Below are 26,592 nucleotides of genomic sequence, written 5' to 3'. Positions count from 1 at the left end.
CACGGTCGTACCCCCAGCTGCCGTTGAGGGTCTTACCCCGTCCGAGCCGAAGACCAGGTACCGGTCGAACGAACGAGCGAACCAGCGGTCGTGCGTCATCCCTCCGCGGCCCGGGCGGACGCGCGGCCCGCGGCTTGGTCCGGCGGCTCGTGGCGCGCGGGCCGGGCAGCGCGCGGGCGACGCGCTCCTCGCGCAGACAGCGGCGCAGCGTCTCGGGGTCCAGCCCCTCGTTGCACGCCTGGTGGAGCAACTGGGCGAAGACGTACCGGGGATCGAGCCGCAGTGCGAGCCCGAGGGCCACCCGGGCGCCCGGGTCGTCCCCGGTGGACCAGGCGACCCAGCCGGCCAGGGTGAGCGGCGCGGTGGCGTGTTCCGCGTACGGGCCGACGCAGCGGCGGGACAGCGCGCGCCAGAGCCGTAACGCGGGTGCGGCGTCCGGCCCCTCCATCCACTCCGCGGCCCGGTCCCTGGTCACCCGGTCCTGGAGGCCGAGAAGGACGGCCGCGGCCTCGTCGTCCGTGATGAGCCGGTCGTCCTCGGCGTCCGCACCGGTCCCACCGGTCCCGCCGGTCGGCGTCCCGCCCAGCCGTTCCATCAGGGAGCGGGCCAGCGTCAGCGTCTCGGCGCCGACCTTTTCCCGGCTCCCCTCGATCAGGATCCTGGGCACGAGCGAGGCGCCCGCGTGGTCCAGCGCCCGCTCCTGCGCCGCGACGGCGGCCGGGTCGGTCCAGGGCGCCAGCCGCGCCTCCATCTCCCGTAGCGAGCCGCGCACCTGGACCCCGGCGTAGGCGGCGGCCGCGGCCATCACCGAGGTGCCCGGCAGGGCGAGGCCGGTCCCTTCGGGCGGACAGCAGCGCGGGTCGGGGCAGCAGTAGGACCAGAAGCGGCCGTCGGAGATGCAGAGCACCTCGTGCACGGGGACGTCGAGGCTCCCGCACGCGGTGCGCAGCCGCTGGGCGAGGGGGCGCAGCCGCTCCATCACCTGCCGGCCCGCCTCGCCGGCGCCCGGGTCCTGGCAGAGGAAGGCGACGATGGCGTCGGGGCGGGAGCCGCGGCGCTCGCTGCCCTCGATCAAGCACTCGGCGAGCTGGTCGGCGACGGGCGGCCACTCCGTGGGCGAGCGCGGGATGCCCAGCCTGAGCCGACCGCCGAAGCGCCCACGCTCGCCGTGCAGGGCGACCATGACGACGGAGTCGGAGGGGTGGAATCCGAGGAGATAGGGCAGGGCGTCGGCGAGCTCGCCGGGGCTGCGCAGGGTGATCGGCTGCTCGGCGGCGGATCCGGTCGGTTCGTGGTGTTCGCGGTGCGTGTTCATGGCTCGACCGTGCCGGATTCCGCCGGATCCCGCTCGGGCCTGTGGATAACTTGTCCACAGGCCGCCGGCGCCATTCGCGGTTTGTCGGACCCATCGGGTTGCATGGGGCCATGACCAACGCAGACCGCGCAGCGCTCCGGGCCTCCGCCGACTCCGTCCTCGCCCGCCTGGTAGGTGACGCCACCGGCGCCGCCCGCCTGCGCGAGGACCAGTGGCGGGCCATCGAGGCGCTCGTCGCCGACCGGCGCCGCGCGCTGGTCGTCCAGCGCACGGGGTGGGGCAAGTCCGCGGTGTATTTCGTGGCGACGTCGCTGCTGCGGCAGCGGGGCGCGGGCCCGACCGTGATCGTCTCGCCGCTCCTCGCGCTGATGCGCAATCAGGTGGAGGCCGCCGCGCGGGCCGGGATCCGCGCCCGGACGATCAATTCGTCCAACGCGGAGGAGTGGGAGACGATCCAGGACGAGGTGTCCGCGGGCGAGGTCGATGTGCTGCTGGTCAGCCCGGAGCGGCTCAACAACCCCGACTTCCGCGACCAGGTGCTGCCCCGCCTCTCGGCGGCGACGGGCCTGCTGGTGGTCGACGAGGCACACTGCATCTCGGACTGGGGCCATGACTTCCGCCCCGACTACCGGCGGCTGCGCACGATGCTCGCGGAGCTGCCGGCCGGTGTCCCGGTCCTCGCCACCACGGCCACGGCCAATTCCCGGGTGAGCGCCGATGTCGCCGAGCAGTTGGGCACGGGCGCCGGGACGGACGCGCTGGTGCTGCGCGGGCCGCTGGACCGGGAGAGCCTCAGCCTCCATGTGCTGCGGCTGCCGGACGCGGCGCACCGGCTGGCGTGGCTGGCCGACCACCTCGGCGAGCTGCCGGGGTCGGGGATCGTCTACACCCTGACGGTCGCGGCGGCGGAGGAGGTCACGGCGTATCTGCGGCAGTGCGGGCACACCGTCGCCTCGTACACCGGCCGTACGGAGAACGCGGAGCGGCAGCAGGCCGAGGACGATCTGCTGGGGAACCGGGTGAAGGCGCTGGTGGCGACGTCCGCGCTGGGCATGGGGTTCGACAAGCCCGATCTCGGCTTCGTGGTCCATCTCGGCTCGCCCTCCTCCCCCATCGCCTATTACCAGCAGGTGGGGCGTGCGGGGCGCGGGGTGGCCCACGCCGAGGTGCTGCTGCTGCCGGGCAAGGAGGACGAGGCGATCTGGCAGTACTTCGCCTCGGTGTCCTTCCCGCCGGAGGAGCTGGTCCGCCGCACGCTCGACGTGCTGGGGCACGCCGACAAGCCGCTGTCGCTGCCGGCCCTGGAGCCGCTGGTCGAACTGCGGCGGACCCGACTGGAGACGATGCTCAAGGTGCTGGACGTGGACGGGGCGGTGCACCGGGTCAAGGGCGGGTGGACATCGACGGGCCGGCCGTGGGTGTACGACACGGAGCGGTACGCGTGGGTGGCGCGGCAGCGGGGGAGCGAGCAGCAGGCGATGCGTGACTACGCGTCGGCGACGGGGTGCCGGATGGAGTTCCTGCGGCGCCAGCTCGACGACGAGGAGGCGGTGGCCTGCGGACGGTGCGACAACTGCGCGGGGACGCGCTTCGAGGCCAAGGTGACCGCCGCCGCGCTCGACGCCGCCCGCGGCGAGCTGGGCAGGCCTGGTGTGGAGATGGAGCCCCGCAAGATGTGGCCGACCGGCCTCGCCGCGGTCGGGGTCTCCCTCAAGGGGCGGATCGCGCCCGGGGAGCAGTCCTTCCCGGGCCGGGCCCTGGGACGCCTCTCCGACATCGGCTGGGGAAACCGGCTCCGCCCGATGCTGGCGGCGCGCGCCACCGACGGTCCGGTGCCCGACGACGTGGTGGGCGCCGTGGTGAGTGTGCTCGCCGACTGGGCAAAGGGCCCGGGCGGCTGGGCCTCGGGCGCCGAGGACGCGCCGCCCCGGCCGGTCGGTGTGGTCACGGTCGCCTCCCGTGCCAGGCCCCGGCTGGTGGATTCGCTCGGCGCCCGCATCTCGGAGATCGGCAGGATGCCGCTGCTCGGTACGGTCGCGTACGCGCCGGGGGCCGCCGACGCCCGGATCTCCCGCACCAACGGCGCGCAGCGGGTGCGGGGCCTGCACGAGGCGCTGACCGTGCCCCCGGAGCTGGCGGCGGCGCTGGCGGCGGCCGGCGGGCCCGTCCTGCTCGTCGACGACCTCTCGGAGAGCGGGTGGACGCTCGCGGTGGCCACCCGGCTGCTCCGCAGGGCCGGGGCCGAGGGTGTCTTTCCGCTGGTCCTCGCCGTTCAGAGCTGAACCGGAGCGGGAGCCTCAGCACCTGGCGCGTGGCACGGCGGGACCGCGCGGGTATATAGCGGCCAAATCCCTCCATTCCCACCAGCGGCGCCAATTGCTCGTTGCCGCACGCCCCCGTGCCGGTGAGAATTGGAAGTGCCCCCGCACGGTCTCCTCGCGCTCCGCAAGGGCTGTGCCGCGGCGCGTCCCCACCCGACCCTGCCCGCATTGTGGGCGCGTATGCGAAGGGAGGAACGTGACCTTCGGATTCGCTCCGTCCGCAGCCACTTCGATCAACGGTCAGGCCGCTTCCGTCAGCCGCCTCGCCAGAATGCTCGAACCCGCCGAGTGGGCCTCCGCCGGGATTCCGCTCCTGCGCAATCCCCGTGAGGTCGTCAGCGGTCTGCACAGCCGGCACGCGCCGACCCCGGCGACCGCCATAGTGGCCGTGCTCGATCCCGAGGAACGGCTGGCCGCCAGCGCGTCGTTCGTGCCGCGCGCCGCGCCCGTGGACGGCTGGGAGTTCCGCAACGCGCTGCTGGCACACCTGCGTCGGGTCATCCCGCACGATCTGCGTCGGCGCACGCCGGTGCGCACGGCCGTGCTGCTCTACTGCCGCGAGGGCGACGAGCGCTGGACGGAGGAGGACGGCGCCTGGATGTGGGGGCTGCGCGACGCGTGCACCCTGCACGGGCTGCGCTGCGGCGCGTACATCACGCTGACCCGCGGCGGCTGGCAGGTACTGGGCGAGGGCCGCGGGGGCCGTCGCCCCAGCTCGGACTCGCCGCCGGCGAGCCTCGCGGAGACGGCAGCCGATCCCGTCATGTCACCCCTGCGGGGCGGTGGAGGCGCGGCCGAGGCACTGCGCCATACCGCCGCCCGCTGAACGGCCGCCCGCCGAAGGCGAAGCGGCCGCCGCGCGCATCCCCCGCGGACGGCTCCCCGAAGCGGCCCGGCCACCCTCCTGAAAGAGGCGGCCGGGTCACCGTCGGAACGTACCGGCGTGACCGCCCCCAGCGGGCGCGCCGGATGGCGTCCGGCTCAGACGCCCGCGCCGAGCACGGCGTTGATCCGCCCCGCGTCGCCGCACACGACGAGCAGCGCGGTGGCCCGCGAGCGGGCCAGGGGCAGCGCCTTGGCGACGACGGCGTCACCGCCACCGTTGACGGCGACGACCACGACGGGCCGGGACTGCGCGCGGGAGACGGCGGCGGCGTCCGCGAAGAACACGTCCTCGCGGGCGTCGTGCTGGGCCCAGTACGCGCTCTCGCCGAACGACAACTCGTGGGTGGCCCACGGATGCTGTTCGCCGGTGGTGAGCACCAGGATGTCGCCCGGCGCCCGGCCCGCGTCCAGCAGCAGGTCGATCGCCTCCTCGGCGGCGTCCAGCGCGCCGCCCACCGGAGCCGGGATCACCTGGACCTGAGGGGCGGTGGAAGGAGTGGAAGGGGCGGAGTCGGCGGTGCCGGACGCCTTCGGCTGACCGGCGGAGCTGTGCGAGCGCTGCGCCGGCGGCGCGGGCCTCGCGGGACCGGGACCCGGACGTCCGGGCCTCGGTGTCGTCGCGGAACGCGGCCCGGGAACGGGACGCGGACCGGGTACGGGACGGGGGGTCGAAGCGGTGCGACCGGTGGCCGGCGTGGCGCTGGGACCCTGGGCTCTCTCGTGAATCTGAGGCTCCTGAGGGATGAGAGGCATGACTGGATGTCTATCAAACACCGGTGCGAAAAGCATCGGTGGGTGGGCTCATTCGTGCCCGTGCCCGAGGCCGTGAGGCACCCGGGCGGGGTTCGCCGGACGGGTCACCGGGATGTCCCGGAGAGGGCCCGTACCGGAAGTCTCACGTTCCGAGGCCGGACGTTCCGGAGCCGGATGCTCCGGACGCCGGACGGTCCGGTGTCGGGTGGTCGACGGTCAGAAATCGAAGCCGAGTTGGCCCCCGCCTTCCATAGCGGCGACCTGTTCGGGGACCCGGACCTTCTTGAGGTGCCGCCACCGGGGCAGCGCGTCGAGATAGGACCACGAGAGCCGGTGGTGCGCCGTCGGCCCCCACTCCGCCAGCGCCGCCCGGTGCACCGGTGAGGGGTAACCGGCGTTGGCGCCGAACGCGAAGGGTACGTACTCCTCGGACCCGGCGCCCAGTTCGGCCATCATCGCGTCCCTGCGCACCTTGGCGATCACCGAGGCGGCCGCCACGGAGACGCAGGACTGGTCGCCCTTGATGACCGTACGCACCCGCCAGGGTCCTCCGAGATAGTCGTGCTTGCCGTCCAGGATCACCGCGTCGGGCCGTACCGGCAACGCCTCCAGGGCGCGTACGGCGGCGAGCCTGAGTGCCGCGGTCATCCCGAGGGCGTCGATCTCCTCCGGGGAGGAGTGCCCGAGGGCGTACGACGTGACCCACGCCTCCAGTTCATCGGCCAGCTCCGTACGGCGCTTGGGGGTGATGAGCTTGGAGTCGGTGAGACCCGCCGGGGGTCTGCGCAGTCCGGTGACGGCCGCGCACACCGTGACCGGACCTGCCCACGCTCCGCGTCCGACCTCGTCGACGCCGGCGATGATCCTGGCGTCCGTGGTGGCGCGCAGCGAGCGCTCAACGGTGTGCGTGGGTGGTTCGTACGGCATGGCACCTGCCAGGTTACGCCGCCCGCACGCCACGCGACAGACCGGGTACCTGCCGTACGGCGCCGGGGAGTCGGGCACATCACCGCGAACCCGCTCAGCCCGCCCGCGCTCGGGGCGAGTTCGCGGTGCGCGGGCGCACGCGGGCCTGACGCACGGCGGCGTCAGGCCCGGGTCCCTCAGGTGCGGCGCCGCCCGGTGTCACCACCGGTAGCGGTTCTCCCCCGGGCAGGTCACATCGCTCCGTACGCCGCGCTCCGCCAGCAGGTCGCGGGCCCTGCTCTCGGCCAGGCTGGTCGCGTACCAGGGCTCGTCCCCCGGCTCCAGACCGTCGGCGATGCCGCGCAGGGCGCACGAGCGCAGCGGCTCGGGGAGCCGGTCCAGCGCCGGTACCGCGTCGGCGGACAGCTCGCGGAAGTACTCGATGTCGATCTTGTGGGTGCGCTCGTACCGCTGTACGTTCCGCTCCGCGACCAGCGCGTCCGGCGAGACCAGGCCGAAGGCGAGGACGGCGGCCCCGGCGCTCGCGGCGACGGCGCGCGGCAGCCAGCGGCCCCTGGTGGCGCCGGCCACCAGCATCAGGACGATCACCAGTCCGAGCCACAGCTCCACCGCCGTCACGGAGACCCGCAGCCGGGTCAGGCCGAAGGCCTCGACGTACAGGTCCATCCGGCGCAGCGCGGCGGCGACCACGACGAGGGTGAGCACGCAGAGGGTGCCCAGTACGGTGCGGACCAGAGCGGCGTCGCGCGCCCCGCCGCGCGGGGCCCACCGTCCGGCCGCCACGATCACCACCAGGACGAGCAGCGTGACCCACAGGAGCTGCCAGAAGCCCTGGCGCGCGTACTGGGCGGGCGTGAGCCCGGTCTCCGCCACCACCCTGTCGTATCCGCCGAGGAGCACCACGAGCTGGACGGCGATGAAGGCCGCGAAGAGCAGGTTGAGGACGATCAGCGGAAGCGCCCACTCCGTACGGCCCCGGGCCTTCCCCGGCCGTACGGTCACCCGGTCCCAGCGCGGCGGCGACGCGGCGGTGTGCGCGGCGGCCAGGGCGCCGCAGAGGCCGAACCCGAAGAGGAGAAGCTGCGAGGGTGCCCCGGAGTCGGAGACGTCGGGGATGAGGGAGCCGAGGAGTTCGGCGAACGCGGCGTCGGCGCTCGCGAAGAGCGTGCCGAACACCACCAGCAGAACGGCGGCGACCGCGAGCGCGCGGAGTACGGGGACCACCCGGCCCCGGGTTCCGCCCGCGCGCTCGCGCAGACCGCGCAGGGCCCAGACGGCACCGGGGCCGACCGCACCGACCAGTCCCACCGGCCCGAGGAGCACCCCCGGCCAGGTGCGGCTCCCGTGCAGCGCCAGCGCGCCGAGCGCCACGGCGGAGACGACGGCGAGGAAGACGGGCAGGCCCGCGTCGCGCAGCGCGGGCACGGCCAGCAGCACGAGTCCGCCGCCGGCCCAGACCAGCGTCCAGGGGCGCGGCAGCCGGCCCGCGGCCCGGGCGGCGAAGAACGCCGCGAGAGCGGCGGGAACGGCCACGAACAGCAGGTTCAGGCCGAGCCCTTCGCGCAGCAGCAGGGCACTGAGCAGGGCGGTCGCCAGGGACGACCACAGAGTGGCGGTCCTGATCCGGGCGGGCGGCTCGGGCCTCACCTCGGCCTGCCAGGCGGCTGGTTCGCGCCGGGGCTGCCACTGCTGCCAGGGCTCACGGTACTGGCGCGCCGGGGCGGGCCGGGGCGCGGCGCCCTGGTGGTGCTCGCCGTGGGCGCGGGTCCGGGCGGCGGACGACGGCTCGACCGCGTCCCGCGGTTCGGCTTGGGCTTGGGCCCCTGCTCCTGCTCCTGCTTCGGCTCCTGCTTCTCCTTCTGCTTCGGCTCCTGCTTCGGCTTCTCCTTTTGCCTCGGCTTCGGCATCGGCATCCGCCGGCGGGTCCGGCTCCGCGGCCGGCCCGGTTCTGGACGGTGAATCTGTCACGGGACCCCCTCCCGACCGGGCCCGTTCGCCGCGGAGGAGCGGAGCGCGGCACCCGGTGTCTCGTCGGCGCGCGCCGGTCGAAGATCAACACGGCGGCGTGGCCGAAAGGGTAAGCACAGCCTTCGGCGAGGTACGCCTCCGTGAGGGCGGCTGTGGCAGGGCCGTGACAATGAACGGCGCGTACGCCGTGTGAACCGCCCATCCCGTACGGACGTTCCGCGGGCCCCGACCCGTCCGACGGGGCCCGTCAGGACGTGGCGGAACGTCCCGCCACGAGGCCGCCCGTCAGGACGCGGCCACCCCAGGCAGCCACCCCGGCAGCGCCTCCGTACGCTCCCGCCAGTGCTCCGGCGGCGCCCCGCTCTCCCCGGCGGCCGAGACCACTCCCCCGACGATGGCGCAGTTGGTGTCGACGTCGCCGCCGGCCCGCGCCGTCGTCCAGAAGGCCCGTTCGAAGTCGCCGAGCCCGCGCGCCGCCGACCAGAGGGCGAACGGCACGGTGTCGTGCGCGGAGGTGCGCCGCCCGCAGCCGAGCACGGCGGCGACCGTGCCCGGGTCGTCGTAGTCCAGCATGTCCCGCGCCCGGCGCAGCCCCGCCCCGACCGCGCTGCGCGGCACCAGCGCGACCACCCCGTCGAGCAGCGCCTCCGCCGTGGGCGGCCCGCCCGGGGCGGCGGCGAGGGCTGCCGCCGCGGCCACCGCCATGGCGCCCGTCACGGCCTCGCGGTGCTGGTGGGTGGTGTACGCGGAGATCTCGGCCTGGTGCGTGGCCTGCTCGGGGTCGTCCGCGTACCAGGCACCGAGCGGCGCGATCCGCATCGCGGCCCCGTTGCCCCAGGAGCCCTGGCCGTCGAAGAGCCCGGCGGCCAGCTCGCGCCAGTCGCCGCCCTCCCTGATCAGCCGGAGCATCCGGTTCACGGCGGGCCCGTAGCCGCGGTCGAAGTCGTGGTGCTCGGCGAAGGAGCGCGCGAGGGCGTCCTGGTCGACCCGGTGGTGCGCGGCCAGCACGGCCAGCACCGACGCGGCCATCTCGGTGTCGTCGGTCCACTGCCAATCGCCGGGCGGCAGCTCGTGGCGCTTCAGCAGCGGATAGTTCGCGGGTACGAAGAACTGGGAGCCCAGGGCGTCTCCCACGGCCAGCCCCCGCAGGCTGGCGAGGGCACGTTCGAAGCGCCGGCCGGATACGGAATCAACGGAGTCAGAGGTCATCGAGCGGGGATTTTAGCCGGTACGGGCCGGTTCGGAGCGGGTTTATCCCGTCCGGCCGTACGGCTCCGGGACACGCCACTGTTCGAACGGCCGGTCCAGGGTGTAGCGGCCGTCGGCGCCCAGCAGCAGGATCCGGTACTCCGCGTTGCCGGGGTTGGACAGCGACTCGAACTCCGCGACCGACCAGTGGAACCACCGCATGCAGAACAGCCGCATGGTCAGCCCATGCGTCACCAGCAGGACGTTCTCCGGCGAGTCGGGCGTCTCGAAGCTGCGGTGCAGGGACTCCAGGAAGGCGCCGACACGGTCGTAGACGTCGGCCCCCGACTCCCCCTGGGCGAAGCGGTAGAAGAAGTGGCCGTACGCGTCGCGGTACGCCTTCTGGAGGCGTACGTCCTCGCGGTCCTGCCAGTTCCCCCAGTCCTGCTCGCGCAGCCGGGGCTCCTCGCGTATCCGCACCTGGCCGGGGTCGAGCCCGAACGCCTCGAAGGTCTCGTGGGTACGGCGGTACGGCGAGACGAAGACGCTGACCGGCTCGCGGCCGAACAGTTCGCGCAGCCGTACCCCCGTCTCCTCGGCCTGTCTGCGGCCCTTCTCCGTGAGCCTCAGGGCATGGTCGGGCTCGCGCTCGTACACCGTGTCATCTGCGTTCCCTTCCGATTCACCGTGCCGGACAAGGACAATGCGCCGCGGTCGTGCCATGACACGACCCTAGATCGCCCGGCTCCGCACCGTGCGACCGCCCGGCAATCCGGGCGCCCATCCGGCGTAGCCGGGCGGGCCCGGCACCCCGCGCGCACCGTCGGTCGGTCCGCCGGTGAGACCGTCGCCCACCCCTCGTCCACACCGTCGGTCACACCGTCCAGGACGGCTCCAGATCGATGACGTCCCCGGCCAGCGCCGCGACGTCGGTGGCTGTCTGGGCGCGCAGCGTCAGCCGCTCGACCCGCTCGACGCGGTACTTGCCGTGCTCGGCCGCCGACTGCCACATGGACAGGACGATGAACTCATGACCGGGCGCCTCTCCGAAGAGCCCGCGCACCATCCCCGGCGAACCGGCCATCGCGGGGTTCCAGACCTTCTCCTGCATGAGGGCGAAGTGCTCCACCCGTTCCTCGTGCACCCGGGAGTGGGCGACGCGGACCACGTCCGCGTCGGTGAAGCGGGGCTCGAATCCGGTCTTCACGTCGAAGCGGTAGTCGAAGAGCTTGACCTGGCTGTCTTTGTACGTGCCGGACTGCGAGGCGGAGAGCCGGTCGTGCGAGCGCGCCATGAACGAGTCGTAGAACGCACGACTCTCCCAGAACGTGAAGACATGGACGACACCCGGCCGCGACCTGCTCCATCCCCCGCCCTGTCCCCGAAACCCCGGCTCACCGAGCAACCCCGCCCATTTCCGCTGCCCGCGTTCGAAACCTCGACGGTCGATCACGGTGCAGCGAATCCACTTGACCAGCACGGCGCCATCGTACGGGGGCGGAACGTGGCACGGGTCACGCCCCGTCCGGGACGCGGTGGCCACCCCGTGGCACCGCCGGACCTGTCGAGTATCGGCCAAGGTGACGTCAACTGGCCAGATGCGGCGCCGGGTTGTCAGTGGCGCCGTCTAGCCTGGTGTACCAGGTCCGGACATCCGCACCGATTCCGAGGAGGGGGAGGACTGGTGAGCAGTTTCAACCGGGGAGTGTCCAAGGTCGAGGTCACCCTCAAATGGGATCCCAGCCCGATGGGCCGGCCCGCCCATGACCTGGATCTCATCGCGGCGACCTACACGGCGGACGCCCCGGACACACCCGCCTATCTGGTCCACTTCGGCAGCCGTTCCCCGGACGGGACGATCACGCTGGACCGCGAGAGCCGTACGGGCCAGGGCTTCGGCTCCGACGAGGAGATGACCCTGGAGCTGGACCGGCTGGGGGCGGACTACCGCCGTGTGGTCGTGGGTGTGGCCATCCAGCAGCAGAACGGCCGCCGGACGTTCGAGGACATAGCCAACGCCTCGGTCCGGCTGGCGGAGGGGTACACGGAGCTGTCGGAGCACGACTTCGCCGGGGTGCCCGCCGCGACGGCGGCGACCTTCGCGGAGTTCACCCGCGCGGCCGGCGGCACCTGGCAGTTCCGTCCGGACGTGCGCGGCTTCGACACGGACCCCCAGTCGTTCGGCGCCCTGATGGGCGGCGGCTGACGGTCGTGGGACGAGAAGAGGACTGAGGAGGAGGGGGTCCGGAGGCTGAGCGCGCCGCACCGCCCAAGGGGCGGCGGGCCGCTTCGGCCCACCGCCCCTCGGTGCTACGGGACTACCTCGTCACCGCGTGACGGCTCAGCTGCAGCCGCTCGTGGAGCCGCAGCCCTCGCAGATGTAGCAGGATCCGGCCCGCTGCATCTTCGTACCGCAGGAGAAGCAGAGCGGTGCGTCGGCGCTGATGCCGAGCTGCATCTCGACCAGTTCGGCCGAGGTGTGCGCCTCCTTGGGCGCCGGGACCACGGCCGGCGTGGGCGCCGCCGCGGTGGCCTGCGGCGACGCGGCCGGGCGGGACGGAGCCGCGGTCAAGCTCTCGGTGTCGAGGACGCCGTCGACGTCGAGGTCGAGGACCGGCTCGTACGAACCGGTGTCCAGGTGGCGCTGGCGCTCCTCGGCGGAGTGGATGCCGAGCGCCGAGCGGGTCTCGAAGGGCAGGAAGTCCAGGGCGAGACGGCGGAAGATGTAGTCGACGATCGACTGCGCCATCCGTACGTCCGGGTCGTCCGTCATCCCGGCCGGCTCGAACCGCATGTTGGTGAACTTGGAGACGTACGTCTCCAGCGGCACGCCGTACTGCAGACCGACCGAGACGGCGATCGAGAAGGCGTCCATCATGCCCGCGAGCGTCGAGCCCTGCTTCGACATCTTGAGGAAGACCTCGCCGAGACCGTCGTCCGGGTAGGAGTTGGCGGTCATGTACCCCTCGGCGCCGCCCACCGTGAAGGAGGTGGTGAGGCCCGGACGGCCCTTGGGCAGGCGCTTGCGGACCGGGCGGTACTCGATGACCTTCTCGACGGCCTCGCGGATGGTCTCCTCGGCCTTCTCCGCGACCTTCTCGTCCTTCTTCTTCGCGGAGAGCGGCTGACCGACCTTGCAGTTGTCGCGGTAGATCGCGAGCGCCTTGACGCCCATCTTCCACGCCTCGAAGTAGACCTCCTCGACGTCCTCGACGGTGGCGGTCTCCGGCAGGTTCACCGTCTTGGACAGCGCGCCGCTGATCCACGGCTGGATGGCCGCCATCATGCGGACGTGGCCCATCGCGGAGATGGAGCGCTCACCCATCGCGCAGTCGAAGACCTCGTAGTGCTCGGTCTTGAGACCGGGGGCGTCGATCACCACACCGTGCTCGGCGATGTGCTCGACGATCGCCTCGATCTGCTCCGCCGGGTAGCCGAGCCGGCGCAGCGCCTGCGGCACGGTGCCGTTGACGATCTGCATCGAGCCGCCGCCGACCAGCTTCTTGAACTTCACGAGCGCGAGGTCGGGCTCAAGGCCCGTGGTGTCGCAGGACATCGCGAGACCGATGGTGCCGGTGGGCGCGATGACCGACGCCTGGGCGTTGCGGAATCCGTTCTTCTCGCCGAGACGCAGCACGTCCTGCCACGCCTCCGTGGCGGCGGCCCAGACCGGGCTGTCCAGGTCGTCGACGTGGACGGCCGCGGCGTTGGCGTCGGCGTGCTGCTTCATGACGCGCTTGTGCGGCTCCGCGTTGCGGGCGTAGCCGTCGTACGGGCCGACGACCGCGGCCAGCTCGGCCGAGCGGCGGTAGGACGTGCCCGTCATCAGCGAGGTGATGGCGCCGGCCAGGGCCCGGCCGCCGTCGGAGTCGTACGCGTGGCCCGTGGCCATCAGCAGGGCGCCGAGGTTGGCGTAGCCGATACCCAGCTGGCGGAAGGCCCGGGTGTTCTCGCCGATCTTCTGCGTCGGGAAGTCCGCGAAGCAGATGGAGATGTCCATCGCGGTGATGACCAGCTCGACGACCTTGGCGAAGCGCTCGGACTCGAAGGACTGGTTGCCCTTGCCGTCGTCCTTGAGGAACTTCATCAGGTTCAGCGAGGCCAGGTTGCACGAGGTGTTGTCCAGGTGCATGTACTCGCTGCACGGGTTCGAGCCGTTGATCCGGCCGGACTCGGGGCAGGTGTGCCAGTGGTTGATCGTGTCGTCGTACTGGATGCCGGGGTCGGCGCAGGCCCAGGCCGCCTCGGCCATCTTGCGGAAGAGCTCCTTCGCCTCGACCTCTTCGATGACGTCGCCGGTCATCCGGGCGCGCAGCCCGAACTTGCCGCCGGCCTCGACGGCCTTCATGAACTCGTCGTTGACACGGACCGAGTTGTTGGCGTTCTGGTACTGGACGGACGTGATGTCGTCGCCGCCCAGGTCCATGTCGAAGCCCGCGTCGCGCAGGGCGCGGATCTTCTCCTCCTCCTTGACCTTCGTCTCGATGAAGTCCTCGATGTCGGGGTGGTCGACGTCGAGGATGACCATCTTGGCCGCGCGCCGGGTGGCGCCGCCGGACTTGATCGTCCCGGCGGAGGCGTCGGCACCGCGCATGAAGGAGACGGGGCCCGAGGCGTTGCCGCCGGAGGAGAGCAGCTCCTTGGAGGAGCGGATCCGGGAGAGGTTCAGGCCGGCGCCCGATCCCCCCTTGAAGATCATTCCCTCTTCCTTGTACCAGTCGAGGATCGAGTCCATGGAGTCGTCGACAGACAGGATGAAGCAGGCCGAGACCTGCTGCGGCTGGGGCGTGCCGACGTTGAACCACACGGGCGAGTTGAAGCTGAAGACCTGGTGCAGGAGGGCGTACGCCAGCTCGTGCTCGAAGATCTCGGCGTCGGCGGGGGACGTGAAGTACTGGTGCTCCTCACCGGCCTTCCGGTACGTCTTCACGATCCGGTCGATGAGCTGCTTGAGCCCGGTCTCGCGCTGCGGGGTGCCGACGGCCCCGCGGAAGTACTTGCTGGTGACGATGTTGACCGCGTTCAACGACCAGAAGTCGGGGAACTCGACGCCACGCTGCTCGAAATTGACCGAGCCGTCGCGCCAGTTGGTCATGACGACGTCACGGCGCTCCCAGGCCACCTCGTCGTACGGATGCACGCCGGGGGTCGTGTGGATCCGCTCGATGCGCAGCCCCTTGCCGGTCTTGGAACCCTTGGTGCGGGAACCTCGTGCCGGGCTGCTCGCCGTCTCTGTCATGCCGCCTCCCATATACGTACAAAAACGCCCTGCCGCGCCCTGTTCTTCCCGTGGCACGGAGTGTGTGTCTGATGCCTCGGGCGCACACAGAGCACCCGTGACAGGTCTTGATCGCCGCGGAGCGGCCGGGATCGAGCCGGCCGGTCAGTCCGCGGCGGTGGCGGGCACGGGGACCTCAAGGGTCTCGCCGGTGCCGCATTCCTCCGAGGGAGGCCGCTCACGCAGTTCCGCGATGGCGGCCTCGAAGTCTTCGAGTGAATCGAACGCCCGGTACACGGACGCGAAGCGCAGGTACGCGACGAGGTCGAGTTCCTGCAACGGGCCGAGTATGGCCAGCCCCACGTCGTGGGTGGTCAGCTCGGCGCTGCCGGTGGCGCGCACCGCTTCCTCGACCCGCTGGCCGAGCTGGGCGAGGGCGTCCTCGGTGACCGGCCGCCCCTGGCACGCCTTGCGCACGCCGGAGATGACCTTGGTGCGGCTGAAGGGCTCGGTCACGCCGCTGCGCTTGATCACCATCAGCGAGGCGGTCTCCACCGTCGTGAAACGGCGGGAGCAGTCGGGGCACTGGCGACGGCGCCGGATGGACGTCCCGTCGTCGGTGGTGCGGCTGTCGACGACCCGGCTGTCGGGGTGCCTGCAGAAGGGACAGTGCATGGCTCCCAACCCCTCCTTCACAGCACGACTGAATAGCCCCGTCAGGGCCCGGAAAAGCCCCTCGAAGCAATCCCCAGCATAGGCGATGCCCTCGGGCCCGAAGACCCGGGACCACAACTTCTGGGTGGCTGAGACAATCCAACCACTAGATCTGGGGTTTGGTTGCATCCTAGGCCCCGGCGCGTGTCGCGCGTCGGGGCGGGTGCGGCGGGCCCGCGGCGACCGGCCACGAGCGTACGGGAAGGGCGCGGCGCCGGGTCTCGCGGGCCGCCGGATGCGAGACTGTGGCGGCCCCGGGCGGCGCGCCGGAGGCCCCCGCGGGTGGCCGGGAGACGACCCCCGGGAGCCCCCGCGGGTGGCCGGGAGACAGCCCCCGGAGCCCCCGTCGACGGCCGAGGGGACGACCCCTTGCCGGGGTCCGGAATCGACCCGGCGGCGCACCGCCGGACGGCGCCGCTCCACCCGGAAAAGCCTGCTCATACACCCAGTCGGCCGCCCACAACAGACACTCCGCAATTTTTCACTCGAACGTGTGTTTGGCGCAACCTTTCGAAAGCTACTACCGTTGTCCAGCCAGGGAGAACATTTCGAGAGGGGCCACCGTGACCACCACCGCAGACAGTGCCACCATCACCGCCCAGGACCGCTCCCAGGGCCGACTCGATCCGGTGCATGTAATGAATGTGAATGACACAGCCTCGAACCCGGAGGGCGCCAAGCCCACCCGTTCGATGCCCGGGCGACCTCCAGGGATCAGGGCGGACAGCTCGGGCCTCACGGACCGCCAGCGCAGGGTGATCGAAGTCATCCGCGACTCCGTGCAGCGCCGGGGATACCCGCCCTCGATGCGGGAGATCGGCCAGGCCGTGGGGCTCTCCAGCACCTCGTCGGTGGCCCACCAGCTGATGGCCCTGGAGCGCAAGGGATTCCTGCGCCGCGACCCGCACCGGCCGCGGGCGTACGAGGTCCGGGGGTCGGACCAGCCGAGCACCCAGCAGACGGACACGACGGGCAAGCCCGCCGCGTCGTACGTCCCGCTGGTCGGCCGGATCGCCGCCGGCGGACCGATCCTCGCGGAGGAGTCCGTCGAGGACGTCTTCCCCCTCCCCCGCCAACTGGTGGGCGACGGTGAGCTGTTCGTGCTGAAGGTCGTCGGTGACTCGATGATCGAGGCCGCGATCTGCGACGGCGACTGGGTGACGGTCCGCCGCCAGCCCGTCGCGGAGAACGGCGACATCGTGGCGGCGATGCTGGACGGCGAGGCGACGGTGAAGCGCTTCCGCCGCGAGGAGGGCCACGTCTGGCTGCTCCCGCACAACGCCGCGTACCAGCCGATCCCCGGCGACGACGCGACCATCCTGGGCAAGGTGGTCGCCGTACTGCGCCGGGTCTGAAAGGGCCGGACGGGGCGCGGGATCCAGTTGCGGTACACGCCGAGTTCTCGTGTACCGCAACGTCACAGGCGCGACATCGAACGCGCGACGTCATAGGGCGCGATGCCATAGGTGTCATACGTGTCATAGGCGCGATGTCGGACGCATGACGTCAGAGCCGGGGCAGCGCAGGAGCGTCTACCGTCCGTCCGCCCGGGCCGCCTCGTCGATCTTCGCGAGGGACCGCCGTACCTGATTGCGGTCCGTGGTGTACCAGAAATCGGGCAGCGAGGCCCGCAGGAAGCTGCCGTACCGCGCATTGGCCAGCCTCGGGTCGAGGACGGCGACCACACCGCGGTCACCGGTCGCCCGGACCAGCCGCCCCGCCCCCTGGGCCATCAGCAGCGCCGCATGCGTGGCCGCCACCGCCATGAAGCCGTTGCCGCCGCCCTCCTCCACCGCCTTCTGCCGCGCGCTCATCAGCGGATCGTCCGGACGCGGGAACGGAATCCGGTCCATCACCACCAGCTGCGAGCTCGGGCCCGGCACATCCACCCCCTGCCACAGCGACAGTGTGCCGAAGAGACAGGTCTTCGGATCAGCGGCGAACGCCTTGATCAGCTCGCCGAGTGTCTCCTCACCCTGGAGGAGGATCGGCGAGTCCAGTCGGCCCCGCAGCTCCTCGGCCGCCGCCTGGGCACCCCTCATCGAGGAGAAGAGTCCCAGCGTCCGCCCGCCCGCGGCCTCCACCAGCTCCGCCAGCTCATCCATCATGTCGCCGCGCGTGCCCTCCCGCCCCGGCGGGGAAAGATGGCGCGCCACATAGAGAATGCCCTGCTTGCGGTAGTCGAAGGGCGAGCCGACGTCGAGGCCCTTCCACTGCGGGACGTCCTCGCCCTCCGTACCCTCCGGTGCCAGGCCGAGGGACGCGCCCACCCCGTTGAAGTCACCGCCGAGCTTGAGCGTGGCGGAGGTGAGCACCACCGAGCGGTCGGTGAACAGCTTCTCCCGCAGCAGCCCCGACACGGAGAGCGGGGCGACCCGCAGCGACGCCCCGAACCGGTCGTGCCGCTCGCACCAGACGACGTCCCACTCCGAACCGTTCGCCAGCCGCTCCGCCACGCCGTGCACGGACTCCACGGACGCGAGCGCCTGCTTCCGTACGACATCCTCGTCCTGCACGGACTTGTCGCGCGTGGCGCCGATCGCCGAGATGACCGTGCGCGCCGCGTCCCGCAGCGCCATCAGGGCGAAGCCGAGATCCTCCGGGATCTCCTCCAGCCGGCCGGGCAGCGCCAGCTCCATCAGCCGCTCGAAGGTCTCGGCCGCCGTCTGGAGCGCGTCCGCCGCCTTCTCGTTCACCAGCTTCGCCGAGCGGCGCACGGCCCGGTTGACCTGCCCCGGGGTCAGCTCCCCCGTGGCCACCCCGGTGACCCGTGAGACCAGCTCATGGGCCTCGTCCACGATCAGCACCTCGTGCTGCGGAAGGACCGGCGCGCCCTCGATCGCGTCGATCGCGAGCAGCGCGTGATTGGTCACCACGACATCGGCGAGCTTGGCGCGCTCCCGCGCCAGCTCGGCGAAGCACTCCGCGCCGTACGCGCACTTCGACGCCCCCAGGCACTCCCGCGACGAGACCGAGACCTGCGACCAGGCCCGGTCGGAGACGCCCGGCGTCAGGTCGTCCCGGTCGCCCGTCTCCGTCTCGTCCGCCCAGTCCCGCATCCGCAGCAGGTCCTGGCCGAGCTTGCTGGTCGGCACGGCCGCCTCGAACGGGTCGAAGAGGCCGTCCTCCTCGTCCTGCGGCACCCCCTCGTGCAACCGGTGCAGACAGAGGTAGTTGGACCGGCCCTTGAGCATGGCGAACTGGGGGCGGCGCCGCAGCAGCGGATGCAGCGCGTCGACCGTCCGCGGCAGGTCACGCTCCACGAGTTGGCGCTGGAGCGCCAGCGTCGCCGTGGCCACCACGACCCGCTCTCCGTGGGCCAGCGCGGGCACCAGATAGCCCAGGGACTTACCGGTGCCGGTGCCGGCCTGGACCAGCAGGTGGGAGGGGTCGTCGATGGCTTGGGCAACGGCCTCGGCCATGGTGACCTGGCCTGGCCGTTCCACGCCGCCGACGGAGCTGACGGCGGCGTGGAGGAGCTCGGGGAGTGATGGCTTCGTCATAGCCCGACCACCCTACGGGGCACCACCGACAACGACGCTCACTCGCTCGTCCGTACGACAGCGAGCGGGTTGGGCACCGTACCGTGGACGGCGGCGTGCGGCCGGTCGGAGCGGTCCCGGTAGCCGTCGAGGTGCAGCCGGTTCCGGTTGAGGCAGAGCCGCTCGATACGCGGTGTGAGCAGGTCGAACGTCTCGAAGCGCTCCTTCAGCTCGGGGAACCGGGCCTGGTAGCGCAGGATCTCCGCCCGTACGAGCGACCAGAACACGGCGTCGGGCACGCCCAGTTGGTCCGCGCACAGCGGAGCCAGATAGCGGAACACGCCGATGAAAAGCCCTGAATGGATGAACTGCGGGAGAAAGGCGGGCTCCTCCGTGAGCAGCGTGGCCTTCACATCGGCGGGCATCGCGTCGTGCTCGGGCAGCGGCCGGGCGCTGAGGTTCACATCGTCGACGAAGTCCTTCATGGCGAGCCGTACGGGCACGTCCCGGTCGTCGAAGACCACGATGGCGTTCTCGCCGTGCGGGGAGAAGACCGTCCCGTACCGGTACAGGAAGTGCAGCAGCGCGGGGAGCAGCGCCGAGAAGAGGCGGCGCAGCCACTCCTCCGGAGCGAGCCCGGAGCGCTCCACCAGTTCGGCGGTGAACGCGCGGCCCCGCGGATCCGTATGGATGAGCGAGGCGAGCGTACGGGCGCGTTCGCCCGGGGCCAGCCGGGTCTGGAGGGGCTCGCGCCAGATCGTACCGAGCAGTTCCTTGTACTGGTAAGGGACTTCGGGGAGGTGATCGTAGAGGGGATGCTCGACGGTCACGGAGGCGACCTCGCCGAGGAGGATGACCCGGCACTCGTCGCGGAGGAAGGGGTCGGCGTCGCGCACGCCGTGCATCCACGCGGTGACGGCGGGGGCGGCGAGGGTGCGTTCGGTGGGCAGTCCGCGCCAGACGAGGGTGTTGAGGATGGACAGCGGCAGCTTGACCGTGTGCCGCTCGGGCCGCCGGACGTTGAGGAACGTACGGATCGACTGCTGCGGCAGCCGGAGGTCACCGTCGGTGGGGAGCGGGACGATCGCTCCCCGGGCTATGGCGGGCGCGTAGAGCTGGATCAGCACCTCGTCCCACTGCCAGGGGTGGACGGGCAGATAGAGGTAGCCGGCGGGGTCGAGGCCGCGGTCCCGGAGCACGGTGTCGAAGCGTGCGCGTACGGCGTCGTCGAGTTCCAGCGCGTAGAGCTGGTCCGGGGTGGCGAGCGAGGCGACGCCCCGGTAGGTGGCGAGGGTCGTGCTGACGGCGATCCAGGGCAGCGTGGCCGGGGTGCGGCCCTCGGGCGCCCAGCGGTCCGCGTCGGTGGCGGAGAATCCGACGCGGCCCTTGTTGAGAACGATCCAGGGGTGGCCCGTCTGGTGTCCTTCCAGTTCCGCGTAGCCGAGGCCGGCGAGCTCCGCGGCGCTCAGCGCGGTGTGGTCGAGCTTGGCGTCGGCGGCGAGCGTGGTGGTGAGTTCCCGGACGAGGTGGCCGAGGGTGGTGCCGTCCAGGCCGAGGAGCCGCCGCGCCAGCAGCAGGAAGCGCAGGGGGTCGGTGAAGGGCAGGCCGTCGCACTGTACGGAGCCGGGGTCGACCCGCCAGTGGCCGTACGCGGCGCGCTCCGCGCGGAAGGTGAGCGTCTCGCCGGCGTCGAGCGTCACGGCGTAGCCGCCGGAGCCGGGACGGGGGACGGAGCCGTCGGCGGATCCGCGCCGCGTCGCGGGCTCTGCCGCCGGTTCCGCCATGGGTACCGGCTCGATGATCTCCTCGTACGCGAACTCCCCGAGCGTTTTGGCGAGCAGGCGGCCGGCCACGCGCTCCCACACCGCCGGGTTCAGCTCGGGCGGGGCGAAGAGCGGGGCGGGCCCGGCAGGGCCCTCGGGGGCCGGCGCGCCCGGGGTGGCTATGGAACCGGCGGGGTCGGCGGCGTCGGAGGTGGTGGCCTCAGAGGTGGTGGCCTCAGAGGTGGTGGCGTCAGGGGTAGCGGCGTCAGGCGTGGCGGAGGAGGCGGGCGATGCGGAGGATGCAGGGGAGGTCGGCACGAGGACTCCTCGGGAGGGAACCGATGGGGTTCGAGCGGGACAGGCGGGGCGTACGGGTCGTGCGGGACGTACGGAGCAAGCGGGGTGGTCCCGAGTGACCGGCCGGGCCGGGCGTACGGGGCGTACGGGGCCGGAGGGACGGCGGCTCTGTCACAGGAGGTCGCGCAGTGCGCGGTCGCGGACCATGAGCGCGGCGCGTTTGTCCGGCAACTCAACCTCGGCGGCGAAGCGGAAGCCGGCGCTGAGAAACGCGGAGACGGACGGGGTGTTGCGCAGATCCGGTTCGGCGACGACCCGTCCGCACCGGGGACGGTGGTCGAGGACCAGGTCGGCGACGGCCCGCAGCAGGATGGTGCCGACCCCGCGGCCCCGGTTCGCGACACCGCCGAGCAGCAGGTGGATCCCGGTGTCGTGGGGGCGTGCCGGGTAGTGGCGCGCGAGGGGGTCGAGGTCCGCGCGGTACAGCTCCCAGTAGCTCATGGGGACGCCGTCGAGCACACCGAGGAAGGGGATGGTGCGTCCGTCCCCGTCGAGTTGGGGCCGCAGATGGGCCTCGGTGACGGCTGCCGGGCCTGCGAGGTTCCAGAACGCGGCGACTGCCGGATCGTTCATCCACCCGCTGACCAGGGCAAGGTCACGCTCCACCCGGACCGGGACGAGCTGGAAGACCCCGGCGGGGGTGGTGGCGGGGCCCCAGCGTTCCGGGGCGTCGAGCAGATCACCGGTGCGGGCGTCGTCGGACGATGGGGTCACGGCCATCGGATCGCCCTCTCCGAGCAGTGCGACGAGTTCGTCGGACAGCCTCAGGTCGAGGGTGTCCCCGGTGGCCTCGCCCGTGGGTGAGCCGGGGCCGGTTCCGGTGTCGGTGCTCGCTTCGGTGGAAGGCACAGTGGCGCTCTCCTCTCAGCAGTTCTGACGGTCCTTCATGTTCCTTCAATCGCGAAGGGGGTTGGTGACGGTGACGTAGACGCTCTGCGTGTCCACCGGGCCGACCAGTTCGTCCAGGCCGTGCAGCCGGGTGAGCAGGTTGGCCTTGCAGCGCAGCGTGGCGCTCTCCAGGAGGAGGCCGGGCAGGGGCGAGCCGAGGCCCGTCGCGCCCGCCAGGAAGCGCCGGAAGGCCGCGATGAGGACGCGCTCGTCGGCGAGCCCCTGGGCGCCGAACGCGCCGATCAGGCCGAAGACGTTGTTGATGGCGAGGTAGTAGGCGAAGCGTTCGTCGGTGACGGCGTCGGAGACGAAGGTGTCGCTGACGGATCCGATGCCGGGGAGTCTGCGCTCCAGCGCGGCGCGGTGGGACTCACGGAAGTAGTAGCCCTGGTTGTCGCGGTAGCGCCCGCCGACGGGCCAGCCCGCCGGGTCGAGGAGGACCAGGGTGTTCTGCTGGTGTGCCTCCAGGGCGATTCCGGCCGTCCCGTCCAGCCAGAGCACGGGGCGTACGACCTGGTCCAGATAGCGCAGGAACCACTCGGCCGCGACGGCGCCCTCCGGGCGGCCGGTGCGGCCGGCGAGGCCGGTGACGATCGCGGCCAGGCGCGAGTACATCCCGGCGCGGCCCGGGTAGGGGCGCGGCGCGGTGAGTCCCGCGATGCAGACGGCGTCGTCGGACGGCCCGAACGGGTTGTGGCGGAGCATGACGTCGAGTCCGGTGACCGGGTCGCCGTCCGGGGTGTCGACGGCGAGCCAGGCGGGGTCGCGGACGATGTCGAAGCCGGGGTGCGCGGCCCCCCACTCCTTGCCGAGGCCGCTGCGCAGCAGCCGGTGGACCTCGACGCCGCGGTGGAGTTCCTTGCGGAGGTTCTCCCGGCGGGAGTTGGTGATGCGTACGCCCAGGGAGAGCTTGAGCATGGCGGGGGCGCCGGGGCGGTGCACCGTACGGATGGAGGAGGTGGGGTGCCAGGGGTCGCCCTGGGGCCCGAGGTCGTGCAGCAGACCGGCGTCGAGGAGGTGCCGTACGGCAGGGCGGTGGGCCAGGTCCCGTGCCTGCCAGGGGTGCAGGGGCAGGGCCACCGTGTTCTCGGGGAGGGGGTGACCGCCGAGGAGCCGGGCGGTGAGCGCTTCGGCGGGCAGGACACGGCCCTGTTCGGTCCAGGCGGAGTCGGTGGCGAGTACGGAGCGGTCGACGGCCATCCAGTGGAGCGGGAAGGAGCCGCGCAACTCCGGGGAGTAGAGGCGCGCTTCGGTCTCGGAGAGGCCTTCGCGGCTCTTGGGCGTGGGGTGCAGGGGGTGCCCGAGCAGCAGGGACTGTTCCGCCGTGAGGAACGGGTCGGCGGCGGCGTCGGCCTCGGGGCGGGCCCGCCGGTCGGCGAGGAACCCGGCGGTGTGGCCGAGGGAGTTGGCGACCCTGCCCACCAGGTCGGCGCCCTGGTAGCGGCCCGACTCACGGCCGAGGAGCGCGGCCACGGTGACGGCCTCGGCGGCGGGGGCGTCCTGCGGGCCGCCTTCCAGGAAGGGCATGCCGAAGCGGTGCCACCCCGTCGCGGACCAGTGGCGTACGGGGACGAGGAGCGCGGTGCCGCTGGCGTCGAGCGGGATACGGAGCACCGTGCCGTCGGGGCGGGGCAGTCCGGTCTCGCGGACCCAGCAGCGCAGCAGGTTCTCGGTGGTGGCGGCGTCGGCCGCCTTCTGCGGGTCGGGGTGGTCGAGATGGTCGGCGCCCGGGACGGCCGGGTCCGCCCCGGTGGGGCCCGGCGTGGTCGCGGGGCGGGTGAGCCGCCCGTCGGGTCCACCCGCTGCCTGCCGTGGCACCGTGACCGACTCCGCGGTGGTGGCAGGGCCGTCGGCCTCGGGCGCGTCGGGTGAGGGGGTGTGGTTCACGGAGGGCTTCCTTGTGAGGAGTCGGGGTCGGCGGCGTCAGCGGCACAGACCGGCTTCTTTCCGGCGGAGCCCGGCTTCGCCGCCGCGGAGACCGGCGTTCCCGCCGCGGGGCACGGCCGCTTCTCGGGGTGCGGGGCGCGTGGCCGCCACGAGTGCGTCGGCGAAGCGGTCGAGGACCGCGTCGGCCTGCTCGTCGGTGAGCGTGAGCGGCGGGAGCAGCCGCACCACGGACGCCCGGTGTCCGCCGAGTCCGACGATGAGTCCGCGTCGGAGACATTCCCGCTGGACGGCGGCGGCGAGTGCGGGGGCCGGCGGCGCGGGATCGCCGGCTGCCGGGGCGACGAGTTCCACACCGATCATGAGACCACGTCCGCGTACGGCGCCGACGCGCGGGTGGCGGTCCGTCAACTCCCGTAGCCCGCACAGCATGCGCGCCCCGAGGAGCGCGGCGCGCTCGGCGAGCCGGTTCTCCCGTACGTACGCGAGGGTGGCCGCGCCCGCCGCCATCGCGAGCTGGTTGCCCCGGAAAGGGTCCGCCGGGCCTGCGGGCAGCGGGGGGTCGAGATCCGCGTGATGGACGATCACGGCGAGCGGGAGGGAGCCGCCGATCGCCTGGGACATCACCATCACGTCGGGGGTGATCCCGCTGTGCTCCACGGCCCAGAAGGCGCCGGTGCGCCCCACGCCCGTCCGGGTCTCGTCGGCGATGAGCGGAATGGAGCGGTCCGCCGTGCTCCGGCGCATCTCGCGGAGCCAGGGGTCGGGCGCGGGGATCACGCCGCCCTCGTCCTGGACCGGTTCGAGCATCATCGCGGCGGGGGCGTCCGGCCCCTCCCCGCCGTCGAACAGGCCCGCGGACCAGGCGTCGTGGTCGGTTCCGCCGAAGGTGAGCACGGTGTCGCGGCCGGTGGCGGTACGGACGAGGGCGAGCGCGCTCTCGACGGCGTCGGCGGCCGTGGGACCGCAGAACCGGACCCGGGCGTCGGCGGCGAACCCGGCCGGGAGCGTGGCGAACAGCTCGGCGGTGAAGGCGTCCTCGACGGGGGTGGCGAGGTCGGGGACGTGCAGCGGGGCCCCGGAGTCCAGGACCTTCCTGATCGCCTCCAGCACGACCGGATGGTTGTGCCCGAGGGCGAGGGCGCCCGCGCCGGAGAGGCAGTCGAGGTAGCGCCGGCCGTCGGCCCCCTCGACCGTCAGCCCCCGGGCGCGCACCGGGACGATGGGCAGGGAGCGCGCGTAGGTGCGGGCCGACTGTTCGCGCGGGGGCCGGCTCCGCAGGATTCCCGCGTGGGCGACGGTCGGTGCCGCCGGTGCTGATTCGGTCACGGTCACAGCGATCGGTCCTCCCCTGGGCGGCATCGGTCCTCTGTCAGTACGGCGCCGGCTCCCCGAATGTTCGACGGTGAACCGCGGGCCGGGCCCTCTCGTACGTACCAACGACGCGCCGCGCCGGGGATCACGGGCAGCGGGAAGATCATTGCGCCGGGGGAACCGCCGCCCTGCCGAACGCCGTCCCCAACGGCACCGGCATAGTGGGGGCGCGTCCCGGCTCCGGTCGCCGTCGCCGGGTGCGCCAGCTGTTCCTTTGTTCCGAACTGTCCAGAAGTCCCAGGGGGATATCACCATGCGACCCATACGTCCGACCCTTATCGCACGCCGGGGAAGGAACGCGCGGCGCAGACCCTCCCCCGTCCTGGCCGCCGTGTCGGTCGCCGCGGTCCTCGCGCTGACGGCCACGGGCTGCGGTCCCGACGAGGACCAGGCGGCGGCGAAGGCGAGCGAGTCCGCGACCGCCGCCTCCGACGGCACGATCACGATTCCTGACGATCTCAAGGACCGGCTCAAGGAGCACGGGATCGACATGGACAAGTGGCGCGGCGGTGAGTGGAAGAACTGGGACCGCGAGACCTGGCTGCGTGAGGCCAAGGACTTCGTCAACCCGATCATCGAGGGCCTCTGGGACCCGGACCGGATGCGGGACGCGGAGAAGCCGCCGGAGAAGTCCGTGGACGACCAGGACATCTCCGGGGACACGGGCGTCACCGACCCGGAGCCGGCGCCGGTGACCGCGCGGGCCGTGAGCGCGCCGTACGGCGAGAACGCCGCGCAGGCGGGCAAGTTGTTCTTCGACGGGCCCGAGGGCTCGATGGTCTGCTCGGCGACAGTGGTCGAGGACCCGGCGAACCCCGGCAAGTCCAACATGGTCTGGACGGCGGGCCACTGCGTGCACTCCGGCAAGAGCGGCGGCTGGTACCGGAACATCGCGTTCGTGCCCTCGTACAACGACAGCGCCCTGTCGATGGCCGAGTTGGAGACCGCGCCCAAGGAGCGGATCGCCCCGCACGGCGTGTGGTGGGCCGACTGGGCGCAGACCTCCTCCCAGTGGATCGCCCAGGGCGGGCCGACCGGCGGTCAGGGCGCGCCGTACGACTTCGCGGTCATCCATGTGACGCCGGAGAAGGGCGGTTCGGGCACCTCGCTGGAGGAGACGGTCGGTTCGGCGCTGCCGGTGGAGTTCAACGCTCCGGCCACCCCGGAGATCGCGGCCATGACGGCGACCGGCTACCCGGCGGCGCCGCCGTACGACGGCCAGAAGCTCTTCCAGTGCGAGGGCGGGCCGGGCCGGCTGTCGCTGGCGGCGAACGATCCGACGATGTACCGCATCGGCTGCACCATGACCGCCGGTTCGTCGGGTGGCGGCTGGGTCGCTGCGGGCCAGGACGGCAAGCCCGCCCTGGTCTCCAACACCTCCATCGGCCCGGTGACCGCGGGGTGGCTGGCGGGGCCGCGTCTCGGCGACGCCGCCAAGGGCGTCTACGACGGCGTCAGCAAGAAGTTCGCGGGTCGGTGAGCGGGCGCGGGCGCGCCCCGGGGGGCGCGCCCGCCGTTACCACGTCCTGGGCGACGTGGCCGCGGTGGCCCCGGT

19 protein-coding genes are annotated in these 26,592 nt (G+C 72.5%); 5 read left to right on the top strand and 14 right to left on the bottom strand.

The window, feature by feature from the left end; genetic code table 11:
• Positions 1-1,315: DUF4192 domain-containing protein (locus AB0P17_RS41200; RefSeq protein WP_365819888.1), on the bottom strand; the 1,315-nt coding region annotated here is incomplete at its 3' end.
• A gap of 110 nt (positions 1,316-1,425) precedes the next feature.
• Between AB0P17_RS41200 and AB0P17_RS41195 the strand changes: the two genes are divergently transcribed.
• Together AB0P17_RS41195 and AB0P17_RS41190 are read left to right on the top strand one after the other, a co-directional pair.
• The gene (locus AB0P17_RS41195) at positions 1,426-3,597 is read left to right on the top strand and encodes a RecQ family ATP-dependent DNA helicase (RefSeq protein WP_365819886.1); all 2,172 of its coding nucleotides are present in this window, start codon (positions 1,426-1,428) and stop codon (positions 3,595-3,597) included.
• A gap of 235 nt (positions 3,598-3,832) precedes the next feature.
• Positions 3,833-4,462 carry a hypothetical protein gene (locus tag AB0P17_RS41190; protein ID WP_365819884.1) on the top strand — a complete coding sequence of 210 codons (630 nt, stop codon included), beginning with the start codon at positions 3,833-3,835 and terminating at the stop codon, positions 4,460-4,462.
• A 155-nt stretch (positions 4,463-4,617) separates the two neighbouring features.
• On the opposite strand, the gene AB0P17_RS41185 is transcribed toward AB0P17_RS41190, so the two are convergent.
• The 6 genes from AB0P17_RS41185 to AB0P17_RS41160 all read right to left on the bottom strand — a co-directional run bounded on the left by AB0P17_RS41185 (position 4,618) and on the right by AB0P17_RS41160 (position 10,837).
• On the bottom strand, positions 4,618-5,274 hold the full coding sequence (locus AB0P17_RS41185) for a hypothetical protein (RefSeq protein WP_365819881.1): 657 nt from the start codon (positions 5,272-5,274) through the stop codon (positions 4,618-4,620).
• 216 nt (positions 5,275-5,490) lie between these two features.
• Positions 5,491-6,201 carry a ribonuclease HII gene (locus AB0P17_RS41180; RefSeq protein WP_365819879.1) on the bottom strand — a complete coding sequence of 237 codons (711 nt, stop codon included), beginning with the start codon at positions 6,199-6,201 and terminating at the stop codon, positions 5,491-5,493.
• 198 nt (positions 6,202-6,399) lie between these two features.
• The gene (locus AB0P17_RS41175; protein WP_365819877.1) at positions 6,400-8,169 is read right to left on the bottom strand and encodes a DUF4173 domain-containing protein; all 1,770 of its coding nucleotides are present in this window, start codon (positions 8,167-8,169) and stop codon (positions 6,400-6,402) included.
• A 285-nt stretch (positions 8,170-8,454) separates the two neighbouring features.
• Positions 8,455-9,378 (bottom strand): ADP-ribosylglycohydrolase family protein, encoded by a 924-nt coding sequence (locus tag AB0P17_RS41170; protein WP_365819875.1) that lies wholly within the window; start codon positions 9,376-9,378, stop codon positions 8,455-8,457.
• A gap of 42 nt (positions 9,379-9,420) precedes the next feature.
• A complete protein-coding gene (locus AB0P17_RS41165; RefSeq protein WP_365819873.1) occupies positions 9,421-10,080 on the bottom strand; it encodes a histidine phosphatase family protein in 660 nt (219 codons plus the stop codon).
• 151 nt (positions 10,081-10,231) lie between these two features.
• Positions 10,232-10,837, bottom strand: a complete 606-nt coding sequence (locus tag AB0P17_RS41160; RefSeq protein WP_365819871.1) for a YdbC family protein — start codon at positions 10,835-10,837, stop codon at positions 10,232-10,234.
• A gap of 204 nt (positions 10,838-11,041) precedes the next feature.
• Between AB0P17_RS41160 and AB0P17_RS41155 the strand changes: the two genes are divergently transcribed.
• Positions 11,042-11,563 carry a TerD family protein gene (locus AB0P17_RS41155; protein WP_365819869.1) on the top strand — a complete coding sequence of 174 codons (522 nt, stop codon included), beginning with the start codon at positions 11,042-11,044 and terminating at the stop codon, positions 11,561-11,563.
• 135 nt (positions 11,564-11,698) lie between these two features.
• Here AB0P17_RS41155 and AB0P17_RS41150 read toward each other — a convergent pair whose 3' ends face one another.
• Positions 11,699-14,596 carry a vitamin B12-dependent ribonucleotide reductase gene (locus AB0P17_RS41150; RefSeq protein WP_365819867.1) on the bottom strand — a complete coding sequence of 966 codons (2,898 nt, stop codon included), beginning with the start codon at positions 14,594-14,596 and terminating at the stop codon, positions 11,699-11,701.
• Positions 14,597-14,740: 144 nt separating this feature from the next.
• Positions 14,741-15,250: a transcriptional regulator NrdR gene (gene nrdR / locus AB0P17_RS41145; RefSeq protein ID WP_365819865.1), complete on the bottom strand. Its 510-nt coding sequence runs from the start codon at positions 15,248-15,250 to the stop codon at positions 14,741-14,743.
• Positions 15,251-15,852: 602 nt separating this feature from the next.
• Here nrdR and lexA point away from each other — a divergent pair.
• Positions 15,853-16,644 (top strand): transcriptional repressor LexA, encoded by a 792-nt coding sequence (lexA, locus tag AB0P17_RS41140; RefSeq protein ID WP_365819863.1) that lies wholly within the window; start codon positions 15,853-15,855, stop codon positions 16,642-16,644.
• 177 nt (positions 16,645-16,821) lie between these two features.
• On the opposite strand, the gene AB0P17_RS41135 is transcribed toward lexA, so the two are convergent.
• The 5 genes from AB0P17_RS41135 to AB0P17_RS41115 form a co-directional block, all read right to left on the bottom strand.
• Positions 16,822-18,792, bottom strand: a complete 1,971-nt coding sequence (locus tag AB0P17_RS41135; protein WP_365819861.1) for an ATP-dependent DNA helicase — start codon at positions 18,790-18,792, stop codon at positions 16,822-16,824.
• Between the two features lie 38 nt (positions 18,793-18,830).
• Positions 18,831-20,636 (bottom strand): IucA/IucC family siderophore biosynthesis protein, encoded by a 1,806-nt coding sequence (locus AB0P17_RS41130; protein WP_365819890.1) that lies wholly within the window; start codon positions 20,634-20,636, stop codon positions 18,831-18,833.
• Positions 20,637-21,002: 366 nt separating this feature from the next.
• Complete coding sequence (locus AB0P17_RS41125; RefSeq protein WP_365819859.1) at positions 21,003-21,740, bottom strand: GNAT family N-acetyltransferase; 738 nt, start codon at positions 21,738-21,740, stop codon at positions 21,003-21,005.
• A 45-nt stretch (positions 21,741-21,785) separates the two neighbouring features.
• Positions 21,786-23,666 (bottom strand): IucA/IucC family protein, encoded by a 1,881-nt coding sequence (locus AB0P17_RS41120; protein WP_365819856.1) that lies wholly within the window; start codon positions 23,664-23,666, stop codon positions 21,786-21,788.
• A 36-nt stretch (positions 23,667-23,702) separates the two neighbouring features.
• A complete protein-coding gene (locus AB0P17_RS41115; protein WP_365819854.1) occupies positions 23,703-24,998 on the bottom strand; it encodes an aminotransferase class III-fold pyridoxal phosphate-dependent enzyme in 1,296 nt (431 codons plus the stop codon).
• Between the two features lie 292 nt (positions 24,999-25,290).
• Between AB0P17_RS41115 and AB0P17_RS41110 the strand changes: the two genes are divergently transcribed.
• The gene (locus AB0P17_RS41110) at positions 25,291-26,517 is read left to right on the top strand and encodes a hypothetical protein (RefSeq protein WP_365819852.1); all 1,227 of its coding nucleotides are present in this window, start codon (positions 25,291-25,293) and stop codon (positions 26,515-26,517) included.
• Positions 26,518-26,592 lie beyond the last annotated feature (75 nt).

Origin of the sequence: Streptomyces sp. NPDC088124 (assembly GCF_040685895.1) — a bacterium.
Lineage (GTDB): Bacteria > Actinomycetota > Actinomycetes > Streptomycetales > Streptomycetaceae > Streptomyces.
The sequence above is the reverse complement of the archived record's forward strand: the minus strand, read 5'-3'. Positions and strand labels throughout refer to the sequence as shown.

Coding starts and splice junctions, on each gene's coding strand:
- AB0P17_RS41195 (WP_365819886.1), top strand. CDS start 1,426: ATGACCAACGCAGACCGCGCAGCGCTCCGGGCCTCCGCCGACTCCGTC.
- AB0P17_RS41185 (WP_365819881.1), bottom strand. CDS start 5,274: ATGCCTCTCATCCCTCAGGAGCCTCAGATTCACGAGAGAGCCCAGGGT.
- AB0P17_RS41180 (WP_365819879.1), bottom strand. CDS start 6,201: ATGCCGTACGAACCACCCACGCACACCGTTGAGCGCTCGCTGCGCGCC.
- AB0P17_RS41170 (WP_365819875.1), bottom strand. CDS start 9,378: ATGACCTCTGACTCCGTTGATTCCGTATCCGGCCGGCGCTTCGAACGT.
- AB0P17_RS41165 (WP_365819873.1), bottom strand. CDS start 10,080: ATGGCACGACCGCGGCGCATTGTCCTTGTCCGGCACGGTGAATCGGAA.
- AB0P17_RS41150 (WP_365819867.1), bottom strand. CDS start 14,596: ATGACAGAGACGGCGAGCAGCCCGGCACGAGGTTCCCGCACCAAGGGT.
- nrdR (WP_365819865.1), bottom strand. CDS start 15,250: ATGCACTGTCCCTTCTGCAGGCACCCCGACAGCCGGGTCGTCGACAGC.
- AB0P17_RS41135 (WP_365819861.1), bottom strand. CDS start 18,792: ATGACGAAGCCATCACTCCCCGAGCTCCTCCACGCCGCCGTCAGCTCC.
- AB0P17_RS41110 (WP_365819852.1), top strand. CDS start 25,291: ATGCGACCCATACGTCCGACCCTTATCGCACGCCGGGGAAGGAACGCG.